Origin of the sequence: Sinorhizobium sp. P24N7 (assembly GCF_042436655.1) — a bacterium.
Taxonomy (GTDB): domain Bacteria; phylum Pseudomonadota; class Alphaproteobacteria; order Rhizobiales; family Rhizobiaceae; genus Sinorhizobium; species Sinorhizobium meliloti_A.
The window spans coordinates 183,798-206,692 of sequence record NZ_JBHMIW010000003.1 but is presented as its reverse complement, the minus strand read 5'-3'; the positions used below and the strand labels follow the sequence as shown (position 1 = coordinate 206,692).

Genomic DNA, 22,895 nt, shown 5'->3' with positions numbered 1-22,895 from the left:
CTGACGCAAGGATGTGCCATCTACAGCGCCGCGCGTGGCCCTCATGCGGATAAGGACACTTAACGTCTTGTTTGAGATTATTTTTTCTCAAATCGACTCCGACTCAGGGAAACATGCAGGAGGGCCAGCGAGTGTCCCCGAGCTGAAGATCGGCGAAGCCTGGATGGCCTCGATCTGTGAATCTATATCGTGATGGAGCTGGTCACGAGACCGTAGATGCCGAGAAGGCATCCGGCCACTGCAGCTATGAAGACGAGCCATTCCCGAGGGGTGAAGAGCGGCTTCTTCTGTTCGCGTCTTGCGTAGAAGAACAGGGCCGTTCCAAGCGCGTAGAGAATGGCGGAAAGCAGGAGAAACTTCAGGCCGGCGGCATAAATCATAAAGGCCGTGTAGACCGTGGCGGCGCCCGCCAGGATCAGATCGCGAAACCGTTCCTTCGGTCTGATGTTGTAGGTCTCCCCGCGCTTGGCGACAAGAAAGCCATAGGCTGCCACTAGCAGGTATGGAATCAGCACCATTGCACTCGTCAGGTTCACCATCAAGCGAAACGCATCTTCCGAGAACAGGGTGCTAATGAGGAAGAGCTGGATCACTCCATTGCTCAGCCAAAGAGCCGCAACCGGAACGCCGTTGCTGTTCTCCCTGGCGAGTACGCTCGGCATGTCCCCCTTTTTGGCGGCGCAAAAGAGCACTTCGACGCACATCAGCGACCATGCCAGATACGCTCCGAGCACGGAAACGATCAAACCGGCACTGACAAAGACGGAGCCCCACGGCCCGACGATAGATTCCAGAACGGAAGCCATCGAGGGTTGCCGCATGCCCGCGATTTCGGGTCGTTCCAGGGCCCCGTAGGGCAGAAGCGTTACCAACACCATCAGTCCCAGTACGACTACGAAGCCCAGTGTGGTGGCCACGCCCACATCGGAACGTTTGCGCGCGTAGCGCGAATAGACGCTGGCGCCCTCTACGCCGATGAACACAAAAACGGTGACCAGCATGGTCGCACGTATCTGCTCGAAAAGGCTCGCCTCGGGCATTTCCGCGCCGCCCCAAAAATTGCTGCGAAAGTGGTCGGTCTCGAACGCGCCGAGCAGGATGACTATGAAGATTAGGATGGGCACGATCTTCGCCACGGTGACGACAGTGTTGATGGCCGCTGCCTCTTTGATCCCTCGCAGGATCATGAAGTGGAAGCCCCATAGGGCGACCGAGGAGACAAGCACGGCGGCGATCGTGTTGCCGTCTCCGAAGATCGGGAAGAAGGCGCCTAGGGTGGCCTTGATCAACACCCAGTACGACACATCGGCAATGCAGCCGACCAGCCAATAGCCGAGAACCGAAAGGAAGCCGGCATAGTCGCCGAAGCCGGCGCTCGCATACGCGTAGACGCCTGCATCGAGATCCGGCTTGCGTTCCGCCAGCATCCGAAACACGTGAGCCAGAGAGAAGATGCCCGCCCCTGCGATGCACCAGGCCACGATCGCTCCGAACGGACCAGTCGCATCGCCGAAGGTGCGCGGCAGCGAAAATATGCCTGCTCCGACCATAGAGCCGACGACGAGCGCGGACAGCGACGCGAGCGAAAGTTTCTGAGCAGTGCTGGTCACGCGGCCTCCGATTGCGCACGGTTGCCTGATTGAACGAAAAACACTTACTGATGAAACGCCCCAAGGTGGTAGGGCCGAAAACGTTGTACCTTTTGCTTCAAAACTTCAAGCTGTAAAATCCCAGGGGACCAGACCAGAGCTAGTTGTGTTAATTTGCGTGTCGCCAGCGCTCCCGAGAACTGTGGATGACGGTATTCCACCCTTGGATAGCCGTCGAGCGGCCGCTGTCAGGGGGAGTTCGAACGGAAAGCTCCCCCTCCTAATGAGAAGTGCCCCGGACCCGCTGCAGAAAGGCAGCAAGGCCAATGATCTCGTTTGTCTTAGCCATCCGCTACGTCATGATCCTCGCGTCCATCGGCGTCCTGGGCGGTGCGCTACTGATGTTTTTTGAAGGGGCGCTTCTTTTGCGCAACGCCTTCACCTTCGTCAGAACAGAGCCGGAGCTTTCGGTGACCGCTGCCGTACTGCGTGCGACGGACAAGTTTCTTTTCGGCATCGTACTCACCATTTTCGGCTATGCGATCACGTTCGGTTTCGTCATCGACGTCTCGGACGACGTCCGTAAGAGGGTGCCGCGATGGATGATCCTCAACACCGTCGCGGAAATGAAGATCCTTTTCATCGAGGTGATCATCCTTTATCTCGTCGTTCATTTTGCCACCGTGGTGGCGGAGACTGAGGGGATGCTGGACTGGAACGGTCTCGTGCTGCCCGGCGCGGCACTTCTCCTGGCGGCGGCGATGAAGCTGGTTGCCAGTTCGACGCACGATTTGGGTCCGAAATAGAAGCAACGCCCCCCGAAAACGCGTTCGTGCCAGCTGGCACGCGGCTCATTCTTCTTGAAGCGCATTGGTTTTGCGCGTATAACTTGCTTCGCGTAACGTAATACACTTCTGGCGTTGCAGTGTCCGCCGTGCATCCGTGAACGTGCCTACCTCTCGTAAGGTGCTGCCGGGTTACCGATCGAGACCATTACCAGATGAAGTCACCGTGCTCCGGCGTGCCACAGGTCTCGACAGGCGCCCCCAGGGCTCTTCTATTATCTCAAGGCCACGACAGGCGGCCTGATAGCTCGCCTCTCCAAAGGAGGCCTGGATCGGAAACTCGAAGCGGGGTCTTCGATGTTCAAAACGGTATTTCTATCTGTGGATTTCGTTCTAGGCGTGAGCGGTCTCCTGCTCTGCTCGACCGGAGACGTTGTCGCCCAGACCGGGCCCGTCGTCGGCGTGATGACCGTTCGAGTCGAGGATGTATCTCCCGCCCATGAATTCGTTGGCCGGGTCGAAGCCCTCAATGCCGTGGATATCCGAGCCAGGGTCGAAGGTTTCCTGGAGAGGCGGCTTTTCGCCGAGGGCCAGAACGTCGAGAAAGGTCAAGATCTCTTCACCCTTGAGCGAACGGCTTACGAGCTTGCGCTCGAGGATGCACGAGCGGCCCTGGTCAGCGCCCGGAGCAATTTCGACAATGCCGAACGCCAGTTCCAGCGAAACCAGACGCTAAGCCAGCGCACAGTCTCGCAAGCCGTGCTTGAGGAGAGCCAGGCGGCGCGCAACACGGCCCGGGCAAACGTTCTGTCGGCACAGACAAGGGTCAGTCAGGCCGAGCTCAATCTCGGCTACACCCACATCAAGGCTCCGATCGGCGGTCGGATCGGCCGCGCCGCCTACTCTGTGGGGAGTCTTGTCAGCCCTTCGTCGGAGCCGTTGGCCCGAGTGGTTCAGACGGATCCCATCCGCGTGGTCTTCTCGGTCAGCGATCGCACCATCCTCGACCTTCGCACGACCGCCGAAGGGGCAGGCAAGGACGAACTGGCAAAAGGCTATGCCCTCAAGCTGCGCCTGTCGAATGGTGAGCCTTACCAGCAATCAGGGAAGCTCGAATTCTTCGAAAACGAGATCGACGTGCAGACCGGCACGCTTCCGATCCGAGCTCTGTTCGCCAATGCGCAATCGCTCCTCATGCCGGGGCAATTCGTCACGGTGATTGTCGAGCCGGCGGAGCGAGAAGAACGTCCGGTGGTGCCGGTCGGGTCCGTGGAGCAGGACCGCGAGGGCCGCTTCGTGATGGTCGTCGACGGCGAGAGCCGTGCCGCCGTGCGACGCATTCGCGCCTCCGTGCAGGTCGGGCAGAATTGGGTGGTCGAGGAGGGCCTGCAGGGCGGTGAGAAACTGATCGTCGAGGGCCTCCAGCGCGTCTCCCCGGGAGCAGTCGTCGAGGCGCAGAGCGTAGCGGCCGGCGACGCGGCAACGGATACTGCCGCGCCGGCGCCAGGATCATCGAGCCAATGAACCTGTCGACGCACTTTATCGGCCGCCCGCGTCTTGCCATGGTTATCGCCGTCGTGATGGCGATCGCGGGTGCGCTCGCACTCTTCCAGATTCCGATTGCGCAGTTCCCGCAGATCACGCCGCCCGAGGTGCAGGTCACCGCCAGTTATCCAGGGGCCAATGCGAGCGTCTTGGAGGAGAGCGTCGGAGCCCCGATCGAGGACCAGGTTAACGGGGTCGAGGACATGCTTTACATGTCGTCCTCAAGCACCAACAACGGGACCTACTCGCTGACTGTGACCTTCGCCGTCGGTACCGATCCGGCACTGGCGCAAGTGAACGTGCAGAACCGTGTCGCGCTCGCGACGCCCCGGCTTCCCGCTTCCGTGACCCAGACGGGGGTCTCCGTGAGAGCGCGCTCGTCCAGCATGTTGATGGGCGTTGCGATCTATTCCCCCGAGGGAACGCGCGACGAGATATTCATCAGCAACTATGCCGCCAACAATATCCGTGATGCGATCGCCCGCGTGGCCGGCGTCGGGGAGGCCGGTATCTTTGGTCCGTCCTACAGCATGCGTATCTGGATGAACCCGGACCGGATGCAGGCCCTAGGCCTCACCGCCGCGGATCTGACGAGCGCCATCCAGGCCCAGAATGCGCAGGCCTCTGCCGGCCAATTGGGGTCTCCGCCCGCAACATCGGGCCAACAGTTGCAGCTCACAATCATGGCCCAGGGGCGTCTCGCCACGGAGGAGGACTTTTCGAATATCATCGTTCGCACCAATACGGACGGTGCCTTAGTCCGCCTCCGCGATGTCGCGCGCGTGGAACTCGGCGCGCAATCCTACGACACGGCGTCAACTTTCAACGGTCAAGCGAGCGCGACGGTCGTCGTGTACCAGAGCGCCGACGCCAATGCGCTTGCCGTGTCGCGGGCAGTGCTCTCCGAACTCGATCGGCTTTCGAGGCAGTTTCCCGAGGACATGGCCTATGCGATCGTCTTCGACACAACTGCTTTCATCACCGAAACGATCAAGGAGATCGCTATCACGCTTGCGATCACCTTTGCCCTGGTGGTCGCGGTCACCTACTTCTTTTTGCAGGACTGGCGGGCGACCGTTATACCGACACTGACGATCCCGGTGTCGCTGATTGGCGGGTTTGCGGTGCTTTACCTGCTCGGCTATTCGGCGAACACCATCACCCTCTTCGCCATCATCCTCGCGATCAGCCTCGTTGTCGACGACGCGATCATTGTCGTGGAGAACGTGCTGCGTTTGATGAGCGATGAGAGGCTCGGTGTACGCGACGCGGCCCGACGCACGATGGCTCAGGTGACGGGTCCGATCGTGGCGACCACCCTGGTCCTTGCTGCGCTGTTCGTTCCGATCGCCTTCGTGCCGGGGATCACTGGTCAGCTCTACCGCCAGTTCGCGGTGACGATCCTCGTCACGATCACCTTCTCGACCGTCAACGCGCTGACGCTCAGTCCGGCCCTGTGCGTTCTCATGCTCCAGCGGCCCCGCGAGAGGCGGAGCGGGATATTCGGCACGTTCAACCGGGGCCTCGACGTCTCCCGGAAATGGTATCTCGACATGCTTGACCGCATGTCACGCCGGCTGGTGATCGCTTCGGTTATTCTTCTGGCGATCTGCGGCGGAGTATATGGCTTGTACCGAGCGCTTCCGACCGGGTTCGTGCCGGCGGAGGACCAAGGATACCTCTTCATCAACGTGCAACTGCCAAATGCCGCTTCGCTTGAACGGACCCAGCAGACGCTGGACACCGTTGCCGGTATTTTGCGACGGACACCCGGCGTTGCGAATTCTGTCGGCATCGCCGGCAACAGCATGGTGGGCGGCGGCGGCTCGAACGCTGGAATGGTGATCGCCGCGCTCATTCCCTGGGAACAACGCCGGAGCGCAGGCGAAAGCATCGACGGGATCATGGACCATTTGCGCGCCGAATTCGGCCGGATTCCCACCGCCTCGGTCGTACCGTTCAATCCTCCGGCCATTCCGGGTCTTGGCGCAACCGGCGGATTCGATCTGAGGCTGCAGGCGCGCGCTGGCCAGAGCCAGCAGGAGCTTGCAGAGGTCATGCGCGGCCTGATCGTCAAGGCTAACCAGGACCCCGGCCTTGCCAGCGTCTTCAGCACCTTCACGGCCGACGTGCCGCAGGTCTTCCTAGACGTGGACCGTCGCCGAGCGGAACTGCTCGGCGTTTCGACGGCGACCATCTTCGGCGCCATGCAGTCCCATCTCGGATCGTCCTATGTCGATGATTTCAACATCTTCTCGCGGGTGTACCAGGTGCGGATCCAGGACGAGCCGCAGTTCCGCAGCCGGGTTGAGGATATTCAGCGGCTCAGGGTGCGCAGCCGAAACGGAGAACTGGTGCCGCTGCAGGCTCTCCTGTCCATCTCAACCACATACGGTCCGAACGCGATCAGCCGCTATAATCTGTTCCCCTCGGCGTCGATCAACGGTCAGGCCGCAACAGGGACAAGCACCGGCGAAGCCCTCTCTATTATGGAGTCGCTTGCGGAGCAGAACCTGCCGGAAGGATTCGGGTTCGAGTGGACGGGACTTGCTTTGCAGGAGCAGCAGGCTGGAAACCAGACGGCCGTCATTCTCCTCATGGGTATTATCTTCACCTATCTCTTTCTCGTCGGGCAATACGAAAGCTGGAGTGTTCCTGTTGCGGTGATGCTGTCCGTCGCTGTCGCCGTGCTCGGCGCTCTCGTGGGTCTGATGCTCGCCTCGATCGACATCAACATATACGCCCAAATCGGACTGGTTCTACTTATCGGACTCGCCGCGAAGAACGCGATCCTCATCGTAGAGTTCGCCAAGGAACGGCGCGATGAAGGGATGGCGACACCTCAGGCCGCAGCGGCGGGGACAGCCCAACGTTTTCGCCCGGTACTGATGACCGCAATGGCATCCATCCTCGGCGTCATCCCCCTCGTGATCGCAACCGGGGCAGGCGCCGCCAGCCGCCGCGCCATTGGCATGACCGTGTTCGGCGGACTACTCGTCGGCACCTTTGTCGGGCTTCTTTTGATCCCCGTGCTCTATGTGCTGGTTCAGACCGTCCGGGAAAAGGCCAAGGAACGATTTTTCCGCACCGCCGCAGGACGCAAGGCGTAACCCCAGCAGGTGCAATTGACTCGACGTCCAGCGGGAGCATTGCCTGCGGCTTGCTCCCCTCGATCGAGGAGTGCGACCGATCGCAGAAAAGTTCCCGTTCTGTGCTCAAAAAAGTCGCATGATGTATTGGCACGAACCTTGCACCGCGGACGTGAGCGCGTGAATGCGGCGATCTCAAGCGGCCCAGAAGGGGATGTATCCTTCAGCCGTGGTGGCAACTGCGTGCGGCCCTGCCCCTTTTACGTTGGCGGTCAGGATGTGGGTTTCCAAGCACTGCCGATTCATTCGTTCAGCATATGTGGCAGCGAAGCGCCACAGTTGCCGCGCTCGCCTTTGTATGTGGGAGTGAAGTCCTTCGTGGAGTAGTTGACGTATCGGTTTTCGGATTTGACCTTCTACATGCGCATGATCGCGTGCGCGGATTAGCGGCTCGTCAGTTCCGGTCCCTTCGAGGCGGCGGAGTTGCGGTGCCTCCTTTTTGCAACTGCACAAAGAGAATGATGTCGTCGACCATGCGGGCGTCCCACAGGTCGTTATGGCCGGCGTCGTAGATGAGCATCTGTTTGGGCTCGGGAGTGATTTGATACAGAGCTTCGCCCGAAGACAATGGGATGATGGTGTCATGCCGGCCGTGGATAAACAGCTTCGGTTGCATCACCTTTGCGATTTTCAGGTCTGAGCGGAAGGGATCCTTGGTGAGGAGGGCAACCGGAAAGTATGGATAGTAGGTCTGAGCGAGCGAGAGGACCGACAGGTAGGCAGACACGAGGATGACCGCGACTGCCGGCCGTTGCCCAGCCGTATTGACGGCCACACCGCTTCCCAGCGACTGACCGAGCACGACGATCTCGTTTCCCGAACGTACCGCAAGCCAGTCGAAGGCGGCAATGCCATCAATCAATAAGCCATGCTCGTTCGGCGTCCCAGATGATCCCGGATAGCCGCGATAGGAAAGCGCGAGCAGGCCGATGCCGCGTGCGGCAAGAGCCTGGGCGAAGAAGCCATAATTGCTGACCCGGTCGGCATTTCCGAGGAAGAACAACACCGACGGCTGGCCGGGCTTGCTCTGGCTATAGAGGCCATGAAGCGTTTCTCCATCGCTCGTTTGGATGTACACGTTCTGCCCCCAGCTCGCCCGCTCGGGCGCCGAAGTTGCGCTTGCACCGGGGTAAAGGAGCGCGCGCTGGGACAGATACGTCACGCCGACAAGCGAGATGTATGCGAAAGCCGCCAATAGCGGCAAGATCAGCAGGAGTTTAGTGGCATTCACAGTTCATGCCCGCTGCTCGTCCGCTCCATTGAGATCGTCGGGTTAGTATGCCCAAATGGGACCTGCCATCACAACGTTCTTGTGTCGCCGGTGAGTCTCGACCCTGCTTACGCCGGCGGCATGCGTCCTGGGGAATGTAAAATTTCCTTCACTCCGACATGGAATAAGCCATTCTTGCGATCAGCTGTTGGCGTGAACTGCGGAGGCGTGACATGAGTAAGTCGAAAGACGAGGTAGAACGCATCGATTGGCTCGAAGCGGAACTTGCTGACACAATCGACGAGGATTACGAGCTCGAGCTTTCAGAGCCGGCCTTATCCGAGGAAATACGCAAGATTTACCGTAAGGCGCACCCTCCGACGCTTCCCCGCATGGACTATTTCCGCGCGCTCCTGGCGTTGCAGGCGGAGCTAATCAGGCTGCAGGACTGGGTCGTCTACCACAAGGAGAAGGTCGTCGTAATCTTCGAGGGACGCGACGCGGCTGGAAAGGGCGGCGTCATCAAGCGCATCACCCAGCGACTCAATCCGCGCATCGTGAGAACGGTGGCACTGCCGGCGCCGTCCGATCGCGAGAAGACTCAATGGTATTTCCAGCGTTATGTGCCACATCTCCCGGCCGGCGGCGAAATCGTCCTCTTCGACCGCTCCTGGTACAACCGCTGCGGCGTCGAACGCGTCATGGGCTTTGCGACCGAGGAGGAGGTCGAGCAGTTCTTCGACGACGTGCCGGAATTCGAACGCATGCTGGTGCGCTCCGGCGTTCGGCTGGTCAAATATTGGTTCTCGATTACCGACGAGGAACAGCAACTGCGCTTTCTGACGCGCATCCACGACCCGCTGAAACAGTGGAAGCTCTCGCCGATGGACCTGCAATCGCGCGTGCGTTGGGAAGCCTATACCAAGGCCAAGGAAGAGACCTTCGCCCGTACCAACATTCCCGAAGCGCCATGGCACATCGTCGAGGCCAACGACAAGAAGCGGGCGCGGCTCAACTGCATCGACCATCTCTTGAAGCAAATCCCTTATGAGGATGTGCCGCACGAGGATATCACCTTGCCGGAGCGCATTTTCAATCCCAACTACGAGCGGAAGGTCCTGCCTCCGGAGCTTTATGTTCCCGCGAAATACTGACATCTCGGATACAAAGGCGCGAAAACATCCGGCGAGTCGTCACGGCGGGGATGGTCGCAAACCCGGCGTGGGGAAATTCACCGCAAATTGCTCTTCGGAAACAGTACGCGATCGGGTTCTGCGTTCATTCGCGCCAGCATTTCCTTGATCAGGCGTGTTTTGGTGCGCCCCGCTTCCTTCGGCGGCACGAGATAACGCACGATGGCCTCGAGCCAGGTGTTTTCGCTGACGCGAAAATGAACCACGGGATGCTCCTTCACCTCGAGTTCGTCCACCGGCGTATTCGAGAGGATGTGCTTATAGATCTTCACCTTCTGGCTCATGATGTCGCCGACCTGCTCTTCCACGACCTCTCTCATGGTCAGCGCCACGAACTCCAGATCGCTTTCATAGGCGAGCTGGAACTTGATTTCGTTCCAGACGTAGGGAAACAGCGGCCAGGAATAGTTGAAGACCGGCGTCTCGAACACGGTGGAGTTCGGAAACTTGATGATGCGTCCGCTCGGATGATCGGTCCAGAGGTACTCGCCGCCGAATTCCCACAGCGTCGTATCGAGATAGCTGACATCAATGACATCGCCATGGGCATCGCCGATGCGAATTCGGTCGCCAACGCGATATGGCGCCCTGGCCAGGATATAAATCCACGCGATGAAACTGGAGATCGGCATTTGCAGCGCAAAGCCGAGAATGAGTGAAATCAGGCCGAGCGAAACGACCGCGGCGTACCAGTTTACGAATAAGACCGAAATCGCCACGAAGACGATGGCGACCACGACGACCAATCGAAAAATACGTTTCAGGTTGAAACGCGAGACACGGTTGGGAATTCGGCCAATGAGAAAGACTTCAATGAGGTTCGAAACGGTCAGCATAATAAAAATGAGAAGGCCGCCCTTGACGTAATTCATCACGCGGAGGCGTAAGGGCGCGTCAAACCAATCCAGGCGCCAATTGATCAGGACTTGGACGCCAAAAAGCAGCAAGGCAGCGGCCGCGAAGCCAACCGTCCACCAGACGTCTTCTTTGCGAAGGCTGAAGCGAAATTTTTCCTCGGGCCTTTTCGCCTTCTGTTGCATGGTTTTTGGATCAGCGGTCTGTTGCGCGACCCGTTCGAGCCGGGAAAGGTTCTCCTGTTCCTTGTCGCGTCGTTCCATGGGTTCACCCCGGTGTCGCCATCCCCGTCCACACAGTCTAAGGCAGCGAGCAACCCATTATATCATCGTTAAACGCCGAAGTGGGCACCATCCATGTTCAGCACACTGGCCGAGTCGATGGCTGCAGTCCGCAATGACACGCAAGCTGCCATCCAAGGCGGCAAGGTTGGAGCTATTCGCAGGCCGATCCCGAACGTTGGAAATGACTCGCGTTCTCCGGGGACCGGGCGTTAACTGAGTTATCGTGACAGAGGAGGCTGACATGGCCATGTATCTCACGCGCTTCAGCTACACGCCCGAGACGTGGGCGCGAATGATCGAAAACCCGGAAGATCGCCGTGAGGCGGCACGTTCGTATATCGAATCCGTCGGCGGAAAGCTCCATGGGTTCTGGTACGCCTTTGGCGAGCATGACGGTTGGAATCTGTGGGAGGCGCCCGATAACGTATCGATGGCGGCCGTCGCCCTTGCCATCGGCGCAGGAGGCGCGCTCAGCTCTATCGAAACCACTCTCCTCCTCAGCGTCGAGGATACGATGGAAGCCCTTGGAAAGGCAAAGTCGATTGGGTATCGTCCCCCTGGAGCCTAGGCGTGGTGCACTCTTCCCACCCATATTGAAGGTGAGTGGCGCTTCGTGACTTCTCCGTTCGCCGTCCAAGTTCTCGTTGAAGTGCCGCCAGTTCCACGGCGTTGATGCACGGAAGTGCCTGACAGGAGATCGCCATGTGCTCCATGCTGAAAAGCATCGGCCTAGCTGTTTTGCTTTTGTTGTACACACTGACTGCCAACGCTGCTTCGCTCGTCATTTCTCCGACCTCGGTCGAGCGTGTTGCACCGGATCGAGCGGCGGTTTTGCATCTTAGAAACCAGGTGAGCCGCCCGGTCGACATCGAGGTGCGGGTACTTCGTTGGAGTAAGGAAGGCGGAGTAGAGCAACTGAAGCCGACCAACGATGTCGTTGCAAGCCCGCCATCAGCACGGCTGCCGCCGCACGGCAACCGCATCGTCAGTGTGGTACGCGTCAGCAAGGAGCCGCTACGCTTGGAGGAGAGCTACCGGGTGTTGATCGACGAGTTGCCCGATCCAAAGGGGAGTAGGTCGGGTGCCGAAAGCGTGGCCGTGCAACACGTTCTGCCAGTCCTTTTCCGCACTCCGGAAGCTTCGGCGTCGGAGGTTGATTGGAGTCTGGCACGCTCCCGCGGCTGGCTCATGCTCGTGGTTGAAAATAATGGGGCCAGGAGGCTGAGGCTGTCTGATGTGAAGCTGATGCAGGGCGGGGAAGTCATCGCCCGACGTGACGGGTTTGTCGGATATGTGCTGCCGGGCCTGACGAGGCAATGGCGAGTCGGCACGGAGGACAGTTATTCGGGCGGCCTTGTGACACTTTCAGCGAAAAGCAACGGCAGCGCGATCGATGCACAGCTTGGCGTCAGCGGTCGCTAGGAACTTGATTCGAGCTTGTTCATCTCGATCCGCGGCAGCGGTCAAGGACGAGCCGCGAGGCTCACGGTAACCGGTCTGGGCTCAGGATGAGCTGCGGAAAAGCAGTTCTGAAACCACGTCCGAAGTGCTGCGATGTCATTGCGCTGTTCCAGCCCCAGGGCGGATGCAAAATGATAGGCGTCGCCGGCAAGTGTTTGCGAGAATGGGGCTTCCAGCAAACCAGCAGCAAGTGCATCGGCGACAAGGACTCGACTGGCGATGACCACGCCCTGGCCGGCAATGGCCGCCTGGACGGCCAGCATGCTATCGGGAAATCGGGGGCCGGCACTAGTATCGAGGTCGGCGATGCCGGTCTGTTCACACCAGCGATTCCAGTCGGGTTTCGACGTCGGGCGACTTCGCCCGTCGATGTGGATCAGCGTGACGCGCCGCAGGTCCTCAAGTTGCGACAGACCGAGTCCTGGGCTGCAAACCGGCGTCATCGCATCGCTGCAAAGTTGCGTGCTGGCTGCGCCGGCGAATGGACCACGCCCGTAACGTATCGCGGTCTCGATGCCCCCGGCGCGCAAGTCCTCAATCGTGTTCGACGTGTGCAACCGCAGGTCGATCGTCGGAAGGGCTTGGCGCAGCGCATCCATTCGCGGCACCAGCCAGTGACTCAGAAATGCTGTCGTCGACGTCAGGGTGACTGTTGTCGGCGCCGATTCTGCCAGCAGTCGTGCGACGGCCCGTTCGATTTCGCCAAAACCGGAGGCCGTCGCCTCGTAAAGCGCCCTACCCGGCGGCGTCAGCGTCACGGCTCTGGGCGTCCGGTCCAGTACGCGCAGGCCCATATAAGCTTCGAGCTGTTTGACCTGATGGCTGATTGCCGTAGGCGTGACCAAAAGCTCTTCGGCTGCGGCCTTGAAGCTGGCGCGGCGCGCGGCGGCTTCAAAGGCGCGAAGTGCGGACAAGGGAGGCAGGCGCAAACGTTGCATGCTGAATCCAGTTCATCTTAGAGCTGAGGATTTCGATTTTTATTCTTCAATAAGAAAAAGCTACAGTGATGAAAGCTACGCTACACTAAATTTAGCTCATTCAAGTCGGGGTACAAAATGGTTGAATTGGTCGCAGGTCTCATCGATGTATTTGCGGATGTGCCGCTGTCGGGCAATCCGCTGGCCGTGGTACAGGACGCCGACGACCTGACCGACGACCAGATGCGACGGATCGCACGCGAATTCAATCAAGCCGAGACCACATTCCTCATGCGGAGCACACGGGCGGACTGGAAGTTGCGATCGTTCACTGCGAGCGGTGCAGAGGTGTTCGGTGCGGGTCACAATGCTCTTGGGGCCTGGCTCTGGCTCGGGGAGAATGGCGATCTCGGTTCGCTGACCGCGGCCCGAACCTTTCAGCAGGAGATCGGCAGAGATGTTCTGCCGATCGAGCTCGAGTCGGTCGGCGGTCGCATCCATGGCCGCATGCGCCAGATGCCTTTGAGCCTGTCGGACCCGCTCGATGACGTCGCACCTCTGGCTGACGCTCTCGGCCTGGATCCCAGAGACATTTTGCCCGACCCGCCTGCACGTCCGGCCGATACCGGAGCCACGCACCTTATGGTGCGCGTCCTGAATGCGGATACCGTAGACAGAGCGCGGCCGATGGCCGACAAATTGCTCGCCGTTCTCGAGAAGACGCCTGCGGAGGGCTGCTATATCTATGCACTCGACGCCGATGCGCCGGATACGGCTTACGCTCGGTTTTTCAACCCCTCCGTTGGTCTCTGGGAGGATGCTGCGACGGGAACCGCGGCTGGCCCCCTGGCGGCCTATCTTGCCGCCACGGGAAACCTTACGAACGACGAACTGGTCATCGAGCAGGGCACCAAAATGGGCCGCCGGAGCATTCTGCGTGTCCGGCTTGCTCCCGTGCCGGAACTCTCCGGCGCCGGGATCGTCGTGGTCAAAGGAGTGATCCGGCTTTAGAGCACTTCCAGGAAAAGTGTGCAGCGGTTTCCCGGACACGGCGAAGCGTCATCGACAGAGCGCCTCCGCGTTTCAATGAAACACGGAGGCGCTCTGAACCTGCCGGAAGTCTGCCGTCAAAGCACGGAGACGTTTTCCGCCTTCGACTTTCCGGTCTTGCGATCTTGACCGACCTCGTAGCTGACCTTGTCACCCTCTTTCAGCGAACCGCCGTGCTGCAAGGCAGACACGTGAACGAAGACGTCCGTTCCGCCATCCTCAGGCGTGATGAAGCCAAATCCCTTGTCGTCGTTGAAAAATTTAACAGTACCTGTAGGCATGATAGTCCCTCCTTGCTCGCGCACTTTTGGCTCGCGTGCCGAACCTACAGCGCGAATGCTTTCCGATCAACGTCAGCAGCCGTTCTGATCGTTTTCACATGTGACTACATCACGAAATGGAGAAAAATCCCGCGGAGGTAGACGTGATGGCCCTCCGAGCGTCGGCGAAGTTGCGCGTTACCGTTACTTTGCCGCTCAAGGGCCGGAGCGGTGCGCAAGGCTCGCACGGCTGGCTGCGCGTTGTTCCGTCGGAAACAGCGCCGATACGAGAAGCGATGCTAAGAAAAGGGAATGTCACCGACCAGGCGCCCGGGCAAACGCCAGTATGCGTTGGCGATCGGCCTTTGACATCCTGTCATAGTAGCCACGAACTATAGCTTGCGGGACACAAGGCGATTGCGGGTGCAGTCCGGGTCTTGTCGGCTACTCGAAGTAGGCAATCAGCTCAGGTGCAGAACTCGCTTGAAAAAGGAGTGTTCGTGCGATGGCCAGCAGCGCTGACAACAGTTTGTTTCGCTTCACGCATCTTCGTGCCGCGAAAACTCGACTCCGACGCCCTCAGTCCGGCGAGTCGCCGACAACATCGGCGCCGACCATCCACACGCCTGCGCCGACCTCCGTACGGCCAAAGCCACCCATCGGCTTGCCGACGTTCGATCCGGTACGCGAGTCCAGAGATCTGGTGAGCGCCAAGCGCGAATTCGAAAAGCTCGATCCGCTCCGCGATCTCAACCTGTCGGTTGACCGCGGTCTGTTCACGTTGCAGGCCAGTGCCATCGATCGTCTGTCTCCGAGGACGAAGTCGACGCTGGAAAAGCTCGGTCTTTCTTCGGCGGGCACCCACATCGGCGAGCTTGTCGCCGCGATCGATGGCGCTCTGACGCCGCCTCAACCGACGGATCTGCCCGGGCATCCGCCTGCCCCGAGTCCCGGTCCTGCCGAACTGCGCGCGGTCGGTGTAGCCGATCTGCTGGTGGTGAAGCAGCAAATCAAACGCTACGAAGCCGGCGAAATCGCGCACATCGAAAACGTTCTCAACGGGGAATCCAAGCTCCGTACGCACCGCCAGCTCAACCGAACCGAAGAGGTGATCAGCGCCCTCAAGGAACAGGAGCACGAAAAAGAGACGGAGCTGCAGACCACCGAGCGCTTCGAGCTCAATCGTGAAACCACGCGGACACAGAAGGCCGATCAGAAGGTCGGCTTCGGGCTCTCACTCTCCGGCAAGTACGGCCCGACGGTCGAGTTCGAAAGCAAGCTCGATGTCAGTAATCAGACCAGCGAGGAAAATGGCCTTAAGAATTCCGTCACCTATGCCAAAGACGTCGTCGAGCGCTCCAAGGAACGCATTGTCGAGCGCGTTCGCGAAGAACGGCGACTCACCATCCTGCGCGAGGTCGAAGAAGTCAACGAGCATCGCCTCACCAATGAGAGCGGCGAGCATAGTGCCGGCATCTATCAGTTCGTCGACAAGATCTATGAGTCGCAGGTGTTCAACTATGGCCTGCGCCAGATGTTCGACTTCATGATTCCAGAGCCTGCGTCGTACCTGTGGCACCTCGAGCAGATGCCGCAGCCAGATCCGGAGTTGCCGATTCCGCCGATCAGATTGGAGGTCGAAGCACCGGACGCGAGCCACATCGATGAGGGCAACTATCTGCGCCTTGGCGCCCGTTACGGCACAAGGGGACTCAAGGCGCCACCGCCGATTTTTCTCGTGAGGAGTGCGAGCGTCACCCAAGGCATGGGCAACGACTCAGAGGAGGATCAGCCTCGCAGCCGCAATCAAATCGAGGTCCAGATTCCAAAGGGCTACCGGCCCGTCTGGGCGTTGACGACGGTAATGGGGGTCACGGACGAGGACCCTCACTTCTCGCTCAGTGTCGGCAACGAGCACGATTACTGGCGTCCGGCTGCACAAGGCGAGCGGATCGATGTTGAAGAAGGCGACCTTCGCTTCTATCGGCCCAACGCCAACCGGGTAACGCTGTTCCCGAGCGACGGCGGAATTTACGCCGACGACGACAAGCTATACATCCACATTTTCGCGCACGAGACCGCGAACTACAGCGTGCACACCAAAGTCACCTTCCAGCGCAAGTCTGAGGCGCTGCGCGAATGGGCCACGTCGACCTACGACATGATCGCCGAGGCGTACTCCAATGTCTTGCTTGGGTATCAGCAAGAAGTCGAGACACTGAAACAGAAGAATGAAGCGGAAAAGGGCCTCGCATTCGAGTTCGGGAATCCCCCGTCCGTCAACGAACGAATTATCCGGACGGAGTTGAAGAAGCATTGCCTCGCGTTTATCCGCAACGAACACGCCGGCTTGTTGAGCACCGCGCACACCACTGGCGGCTCGGTATACCCTCCACTCTTCCACATCGAGGATGCCAAAGCCGACGGAGCGATGGTTCGCTTCTTTGAACACGCCTTCGAGTGGGATCAGATCCAATACGTGTTCTACCCCTATTTCTGGGCACGACCGGGGGGATGGGCCGACCGATTCCGCGCACGGAACATGGATCCCGAGCTCGAGGAGTTCCTGAAGGCAGGCTATGCGCGCGTCGTCGTGCCGGTGCGAGTCGGGTTCGAAGCGGCTGTTTCCTATTTCATGCAAAAGGGCGACGTGTGGGACGATGAGGGCGAGCCGACGATCGATCATCCTCTCTACAAGCCGATTGTCGATGAAATCAAAGAGCGCACGGGAGGCAACCTCGGCGAAGTGCCGGTCGGCGATCCATGGGAAACGCGGCTGCCGACGACTGCCGTCCTGGTGCGCAAGGGTCACACACTGCCCGAATGGGAACGCGTTTCGCCGACTGAGTGGAACTGGAAGCCCAAGGTCTAGAGTTCAAGGCAACGACTGCAGTGTGCGGAAGGCGCGATTATGGTGAAGGGCTCGAGCGCCATCACTTTCTACAGGGAGGTGGACGACGCGATTGCGAGAAATCCTCCGAACGTGGGCGATCTCGTCGTCCTTAAAAAGCTGTGCGAAGCCGTCGAGGCCGACGACAAGTCGGCTGTCGCGCGATTAACGCGGGAGCTCGTCAATCTGTCCGGTGTCGAGGATCCTCTACATGCGATCTCTTACGAGCTTTTTCACGCGGTAATGGCCCGCATCCTCCTGAGTGGATGGTTCGAAGAGTTCGATCTCCTCATCAATTGGCCCCAAACCCGGTTTGGCACTAAGAACGAGCGAGTCGCGGATAACTGGAACGGCATCGTCACGATCGTGAAGGAGCAGCCTCGATCAGTGGGGCTCTTGACTGAACAGAATCGCGAGAAGGAGTGGCAGCGAAGTTTGAACGGCCTCGACGGTGCGATGCGACACTTCGCCAAGGTAGACTTGCCCCCGGCGGCCAGGATGGGTGCGCCGCCAGAAGGCCCCACCCTCTACGAGAGGATTCTCCCTGAGCAACTGCTGGAGACGATAGAGCAGTTCTATCGCATCTTGCAGATACTTTTCCAGCAGATGCTCGAACTCGCAGTGGTGAAACTGGAGAGAGACAGCAATGACGCGGCCGGGCTGCGCAAGTTGCAAGATCTTCAACTGTCGCTGTGGATTCTTCTCAGTCCAAAGGACATTCAGAACGACGTGAAAATCAAGACAGTGCTTGATGAGCAGAAGGTTCAGAACAACCGCCGCACCATGATTCTCAACAAGATGATACGCGTGGCCGAATTCCGCTATGGACGTAGCGGCGCAAGGCCCCACCGCTTCCTGGACGCGTTTCCACCGCACGACTCTCGCAGCGTGATCTTCAATTCACTGGACCGTGAAGATAGGGAGGAGCCGTACGTCCGAGGCGAAAGGATCGGCAGCATCCAGGTGTCGAGGGATCGTCAACTTGCTTACTTCCTGGTTACTTACGGACACACATGGGATCCGAACCAGCGTCTGACGCAGGCGCACTTGTTTCGCCGCGCGCTGATCAAAGGTCGACATGGCGGGAGGCTCAGGCTCGTGGAAAACGACGAGTTGATCGCGTTCTTGTATAGCTTCTTCGCAGAGACACTCGCTGAGTTCACGCGCCAAGCCCCGACGGCAGTGGACAAGAGCAAGGCAGGCGTCAATGCTTGGCGTGCGACCGTCGACATGGCCAGCGTGTATTTCGGGCAAGTAACGACTCACTCCAGACTAAATCTGACTGAAGGTCCGCCGAACTATCTGACACATACGTTCCCGCGGAACCTCATCGGCCGATTGCTTCAGGACTGCGGTGTTCATGCTGTGAGATCAGCTTACATTTTGTTGTCAGTCTTGAATCGGATCAACGGGGTACATGCGGAGCTTGCCGGTCCGATTCGTGCGCGTTGGGTGCGTCTGCCGCTTCACGTCGGAATGCTGATTCAAACCGGCAATTTCGGGGTGGTCGTACAACATAACGAGTACGCCTCGGTGACCGACAACGATGAATTGAGCAGCATCAGGACTGCGTGGGAGCGGCAGCCTCACGAGAGCGACCCCTCGGATCCCAACGATGCTACGCTCAAGTTCCACGAGGATCTCACGGCAAATGGTTTCAGCAGCGATCTCGATATGCCGATCAGCTCGATTCCGATCCTTGAGGCTGGAGAGCCTGTTACGACGCACACCATCTGGAACTCGTATCAAAAGAAGGTTGTACCGTCACAACTGTTCACGCGTCTGGTTGGTGCGAGCAACGCTCCGCAGTACCAGTTCGACGTTCGCTACTTACGGCTCTCAGAGCTGGAGCGTGAGTGGTACAACAGGCATGTGCTCCGGTTCTGGAACACGGAGTGCTTCGCCATTTGGGAGAGCTGGGCGAGCGTTCTGACCAGTACCAAGATCAGTGACAAAGAATACGAAAAGCACAAGCAGGCATATATGAAGGGGCTGAACGAAGCATTGGATAGAGTTGAAGACAGCTACGAGCAGCAGATTCGACCCAAGAAGGACGAACTGAGCGACGCCCTTCGCGCCGATAGCAGGCTCCTGCTGCCAAGAGTGCGCATCGTCTCGGCGGCGCGCCTGGAAACCGTTTTGCCGGCGGTCGAGAAAGTCGTGGATCATTTAAACGAGATCTCGCAGCCGGGTTTCAGGCTCAAGCCGGATTTCGCTCCGCCTTTCGCGAGGAAGGAGGAAGTGCTTTTAGAGGTGCCATAGGGCGGGTGCGCGGCACCCCGCCAACTCAGTTCGAGGTCAAATGCCTTGCCTGGCTTAATCATGCCGGCGGGGAGCCGATCCACAGTCGTGCCTCCGCAACGCCGGCAGGTCCTGTTACTCAATGCAAGCCATCTCGCTCGATTCCAGCGACCTTGGATCAAAGCCGCCCGTCCTGGAAATTGATACTTGTCAACGGCTGCGATTCGGGGAAATCTCCGCCGGCTTCCCGGAGGACGACCATGGCCGAGACTAGTCACACGCCTGAGCAGGCAAGCCGCCGTGAGTGGGTTGGCCTGTGCGTCCTGTCGATCGCATGCCTGATCTATTCGATGGACCTGTCGGTGCTGTTCCTCGCGGTGCCAGCGATCGTCGCGGACCTCGATCCTTCCGCATCGCAACTGCTCTGGATAAACGACATCTATGGCTTCATGGTCGCGGGCTTTCTCGTGACCATGGGAACGCTGGGAGATCGAATCGGGCGGCGACGGGTATTGCTGATGGGCGCTTTTGCTTTCGGCGTCGCATCGGCCTTCGCGGCTTTTGCAAACACGCCGGAGCAACTCATTCTGGCAAGGGCTCTGCTTGGCATCGCGGGTGCGACGATCGCGCCCTCCACTCTGTCGCTGATCGTCAATCTCTTCAAAAACGAGGCGGAGCGAAACAGGGCGATCAGCATCTGGGGCACGGCCTTTGCGCTGGGCGGCCTCGTTGGCCCCCTCATCGGCGGAATTCTGCTACAGCATTTCCACTGGGGATCGGTTTTTCTGATCAACATACCAGTCATGCTCTTGCTTCTGGCCGTCGCCCCGTTTCTGCTGCCGGAATACAGGAACAATGATGCCGGCCGACTGGATCTGTTGAGTGTCGTGCTTTCGCTCGCGACGGTTCTGCCGATCATTTACGGCTTCAAGCATATGGCTGCCGACGGTTTCCAGCTTGCCCAGGTCGGCTATATCGGACTGGGGCTTCTGGTCGGCCTCCTGTTTGTGAGGCGCCAGCGACGCCTCAGCGACCCATTGGTCGACCTCGCGCTCTTCCGGGTGCCAGCCTTCACGGCCTCGCTGATGGTAAACCTCGCCGGTGTCTTCTTCGTCTTCGGCGTCTTCCTGTTTCAGAATCTCTTCCTGCAGCTTGTGCTCGGTCTGTCGCCATTGAAGGCTGCGCTCTGGTCCGCGCCATCGGCCTTCGTCTTCGCAGTCATGTCTTTTCAGGCCTACCGTTTCACCAACCGCTTCGGACCCGTCAGAACCGTGCTCGGCGGGCTTTTGATCAATGCGGCGGGAGCTGCCGCCATGGCTGTCGCCGCCTACGCCGAGAGCTTGATCGGGATCCTTGGCTCCAGCATGATCATCGGTTTCGGCTTCGTTCCTGTCGTCCTCACCACGACCGGCTTGATCGTGGGAACTGCACCGCCCGAACGGGCAGGCTCGGCTTCGGCCATATCGGAAACGAGCGCAGAATTTGGAGGCGCACTGGGAATCGCGGTGCTCGGCAGCTTGGCGACCCTGGTCTATCGTATGGCGATGAACCGCGCCGACCTGAGCGGCCTCGATCCCGTGCAAGCCGAGGCCGTTTCTGCTACCCTTGCCGGCGCAGTCGAGACAGCTCGGTCGATGCCGGGTTCAACGTCAGCCGTCTGGCTGGAGACGGCGAAAAGCGGCTTCTCACTTGGTTTCTCCATATGTTGCGTCGTCGCAACGGTGACGCTCCTTCTTCTCGCGATCGTCGCCCGGCGGGTATATGCCAGCGCACAGATCGATGAGAGCACATTGGCCTCTCATTAGGTCACGATGATTTAAGAAGGGCGGGGATGCTGTCTCGCCCAAACCTTTTGGCCTCGGCGGCGTTTAACCTCCTCAATCGAAGGAGGCATCAATGAAATCCGAAACCGGGCAGAAACAGCGCGACATCCAGAAGCAGGTTGAAGAGGCCGACAAGAAGGAAAAACCGAAGGCCTCAGGAGCCATGCAGGCGGGCGCTCGCCGTTATCCGGAGCCGCCATTTCCGAAGGTGCATCAGGACAAGCCGGGCTCAGAGGCTGATCTTCCGGTTGCGCCAATGTATGATGCCCCGTTTTACAAGGGTTCAGACAAGCTGAAGGACAAGGTGGCGCTGATCACGGGGGGTGACTCCGGCATCGGTCGGTCGGTGGCGGTCCTCTTTGCCCGTGAAGGGGCGGACGTCGCCATCGTGCATCTCGACGAATCTCAGGACGCAGACGACACAAAGGCTGCTGTTGAAAGGGAAGGACAAAAGTGCCTTGTGATCAAAGGCGACGTCAAGCATGCGAGCTTCTGCCGAAAGGCAGTGGAAAAAACGGTTATGCAGCTTGGACGCCTCGACATCCTCGTCAACAACGCCGCCTTCCAGGTCCACACGCGTGACATCGAGGACCTGACCGACGAGCACTTCGACGAAACGCTGAAGACGAATCTCTACGGCTACTTCTACATGGCAAAGGCCGCTATTCCGCATTTGAAGAACGGCTCGGCAATCATCAACACCGGGTCCGTCACGGGCCTTACCGGCTCGAAGGAGCTGCTGGACTACTCCATGACCAAGGGGGGAATTCATGCCTTCACCCGCGCTCTTTCGGGACATCTCGTGCCCAAAGGGATCCGCGTGAACGCCGTCGCGCCCGGCCCGGTCTGGACGCCTCTCAATCCATCGGACAAAGAGGCTGAAGATGTGGAGAAGTTCGGCTCCCAAACGCCGATGAAGCGTGCGGCGCAGCCAGAGGAAATTGCTCCGGCCTACGTCTTTCTCGCCTCGCCGCAAATGTCGAGCTACATCACCGGCGAGATTCTTCCGATCGTCGGCGGTTACTGATCTCGCCCTGCAATTCCAGCGCTGCGGTCGCCGCCAAATCTCTTCTATACGCTGCCGTATTGACGTGGCCGCGGCGGCATAGTATACGCCACCGTATACTGAACATGGATCAGCACCATGAGAACGGATGCAGGAGTCAATCGCCTTCAAGATGGACGCGCCGGCCGTAATGCACTTCTCATGGCATCCGCCCTCAATGCAGTTGCCGCCATTTACCACATCATTGGCGGGACGCCCGAGGTGATGTACCCCGTCTACTCGGCCAATCTGCCACCCGCCTCGGCCGGTGTGCTCGACATCTTGTGGTACCAGATGGCGGCGCTGATAGCGGGCGGTGCCGTGGCCACGTTGGTGGCGGCATTCCGTAGCGACTGGCGCTGGCCGGTAGCCTGGATAATCGGAGGCCATTTCCTGGTGGTCTCGGGTATCTGCCTGTTCTTCACCTTTGTCTGGTTCGGGAACCCATGGGGCCTTATTCAATGGGCGATCTTCGGCCCGGTAGGCCTCATCCTATTTTGGGCGGCCGCCCGGCCGGCGGAAAGCGGAGCCGGCGCTCCAAGCCTTTGAAACGACGCACTTCCGGACGGAAAGTCGTTACACTCTTTCCTGGAAGTGC

General features: G+C 59.4%; 17 protein-coding genes. 12 read left to right on the top strand and 5 right to left on the bottom strand.

The window, feature by feature from the left end; translation table 11 throughout:
• Positions 1–182 precede the first annotated feature (182 nt).
• Entirely contained in the window at positions 183–1,610 is a 1,428-nt protein-coding gene (locus ACFHWW_RS06105) for a basic amino acid/polyamine antiporter (protein WP_379937655.1), read from the bottom strand.
• Positions 1,611–1,915: 305 nt separating this feature from the next.
• Here ACFHWW_RS06105 and ACFHWW_RS06100 point away from each other — a divergent pair, with 305 nt between their 5' ends.
• The 3 genes from ACFHWW_RS06100 (at position 1,916) to ACFHWW_RS06090 (ending at position 7,029) form a co-directional block, all read left to right on the top strand.
• Positions 1,916–2,395: a YqhA family protein gene (locus ACFHWW_RS06100; protein ID WP_379937654.1), complete on the top strand. Its 480-nt coding sequence runs from the start codon at positions 1,916–1,918 to the stop codon at positions 2,393–2,395.
• Between the two features lie 336 nt (positions 2,396–2,731).
• Positions 2,732–3,898, top strand: coding sequence for an efflux RND transporter periplasmic adaptor subunit (locus ACFHWW_RS06095; protein ID WP_379937653.1), 1,167 nt, complete (start codon positions 2,732–2,734; stop codon positions 3,896–3,898).
• Entirely contained in the window at positions 3,895–7,029 is a 3,135-nt protein-coding gene (locus ACFHWW_RS06090; protein ID WP_379937652.1) for an efflux RND transporter permease subunit, read from the top strand. Before ACFHWW_RS06095 ends, ACFHWW_RS06090 begins: the two co-directional genes overlap by 4 nt.
• A 433-nt stretch (positions 7,030–7,462) precedes the next feature.
• Here ACFHWW_RS06090 and ACFHWW_RS06085 read toward each other — a convergent pair whose 3' ends face one another.
• On the bottom strand, positions 7,463–8,299 hold the full coding sequence (locus ACFHWW_RS06085; RefSeq protein ID WP_379937651.1) for an alpha/beta hydrolase: 837 nt from the start codon (positions 8,297–8,299) through the stop codon (positions 7,463–7,465).
• 212 nt (positions 8,300–8,511) lie between these two features.
• Here ACFHWW_RS06085 and ppk2 point away from each other — a divergent pair, with 212 nt between their 5' ends.
• Positions 8,512–9,432 carry a polyphosphate kinase 2 gene (ppk2, locus tag ACFHWW_RS06080; protein ID WP_100673543.1) on the top strand — a complete coding sequence of 307 codons (921 nt, stop codon included), beginning with the start codon at positions 8,512–8,514 and terminating at the stop codon, positions 9,430–9,432.
• A 77-nt stretch (positions 9,433–9,509) separates the two neighbouring features.
• Here the strand turns inward: ppk2 and ACFHWW_RS06075 are convergent, their stop codons facing one another.
• Positions 9,510–10,589 (bottom strand): mechanosensitive ion channel family protein, encoded by a 1,080-nt coding sequence (locus ACFHWW_RS06075; protein ID WP_275600238.1) that lies wholly within the window; start codon positions 10,587–10,589, stop codon positions 9,510–9,512.
• A gap of 262 nt (positions 10,590–10,851) precedes the next feature.
• Between ACFHWW_RS06075 and ACFHWW_RS06070 the strand changes: the two genes are divergently transcribed.
• Complete coding sequence (locus ACFHWW_RS06070; protein WP_275598178.1) at positions 10,852–11,178, top strand: GYD domain-containing protein; 327 nt, start codon at positions 10,852–10,854, stop codon at positions 11,176–11,178.
• Between the two features lie 134 nt (positions 11,179–11,312).
• On the top strand, positions 11,313–12,032 hold the full coding sequence (locus ACFHWW_RS06065; RefSeq protein ID WP_102762079.1) for a molecular chaperone: 720 nt from the start codon (positions 11,313–11,315) through the stop codon (positions 12,030–12,032).
• Positions 12,033–12,073: 41 nt separating this feature from the next.
• Here the strand turns inward: ACFHWW_RS06065 and ACFHWW_RS06060 are convergent, their stop codons facing one another.
• Positions 12,074–13,009, bottom strand: a complete 936-nt coding sequence (locus ACFHWW_RS06060) for a LysR substrate-binding domain-containing protein (RefSeq protein ID WP_379937650.1) — start codon at positions 13,007–13,009, stop codon at positions 12,074–12,076.
• A 117-nt stretch (positions 13,010–13,126) separates the two neighbouring features.
• Here ACFHWW_RS06060 and ACFHWW_RS06055 point away from each other — a divergent pair, with 117 nt between their 5' ends.
• A complete protein-coding gene (locus ACFHWW_RS06055; RefSeq protein WP_379937649.1) occupies positions 13,127–13,999 on the top strand; it encodes a PhzF family phenazine biosynthesis protein in 873 nt (290 codons plus the stop codon).
• A 116-nt stretch (positions 14,000–14,115) separates the two neighbouring features.
• On the opposite strand, the gene ACFHWW_RS06050 is transcribed toward ACFHWW_RS06055, so the two are convergent.
• The gene (locus ACFHWW_RS06050; protein ID WP_018096455.1) at positions 14,116–14,319 is read right to left on the bottom strand and encodes a cold-shock protein; all 204 of its coding nucleotides are present in this window, start codon (positions 14,317–14,319) and stop codon (positions 14,116–14,118) included.
• 484 nt (positions 14,320–14,803) lie between these two features.
• Here ACFHWW_RS06050 and ACFHWW_RS06045 point away from each other — a divergent pair, with 484 nt between their 5' ends.
• The 5 genes from ACFHWW_RS06045 to ACFHWW_RS06025 all read left to right on the top strand — a co-directional run bounded on the left by ACFHWW_RS06045 (position 14,804) and on the right by ACFHWW_RS06025 (position 22,846).
• A complete protein-coding gene (locus tag ACFHWW_RS06045) occupies positions 14,804–17,170 on the top strand; it encodes a hypothetical protein (protein WP_379937648.1) in 2,367 nt (788 codons plus the stop codon).
• 39 nt (positions 17,171–17,209) lie between these two features.
• Positions 17,210–19,450 (top strand): hypothetical protein, encoded by a 2,241-nt coding sequence (locus ACFHWW_RS06040; protein ID WP_379937647.1) that lies wholly within the window; start codon positions 17,210–17,212, stop codon positions 19,448–19,450.
• A gap of 239 nt (positions 19,451–19,689) precedes the next feature.
• Entirely contained in the window at positions 19,690–21,234 is a 1,545-nt protein-coding gene (locus tag ACFHWW_RS06035) for an MFS transporter (RefSeq protein WP_379937646.1), read from the top strand.
• A 91-nt stretch (positions 21,235–21,325) separates the two neighbouring features.
• A complete protein-coding gene (locus ACFHWW_RS06030) occupies positions 21,326–22,279 on the top strand; it encodes an SDR family oxidoreductase (protein WP_379937645.1) in 954 nt (317 codons plus the stop codon).
• Between the two features lie 117 nt (positions 22,280–22,396).
• A complete protein-coding gene (locus ACFHWW_RS06025; RefSeq protein WP_324764730.1) occupies positions 22,397–22,846 on the top strand; it encodes a hypothetical protein in 450 nt (149 codons plus the stop codon).
• Positions 22,847–22,895 lie beyond the last annotated feature (49 nt).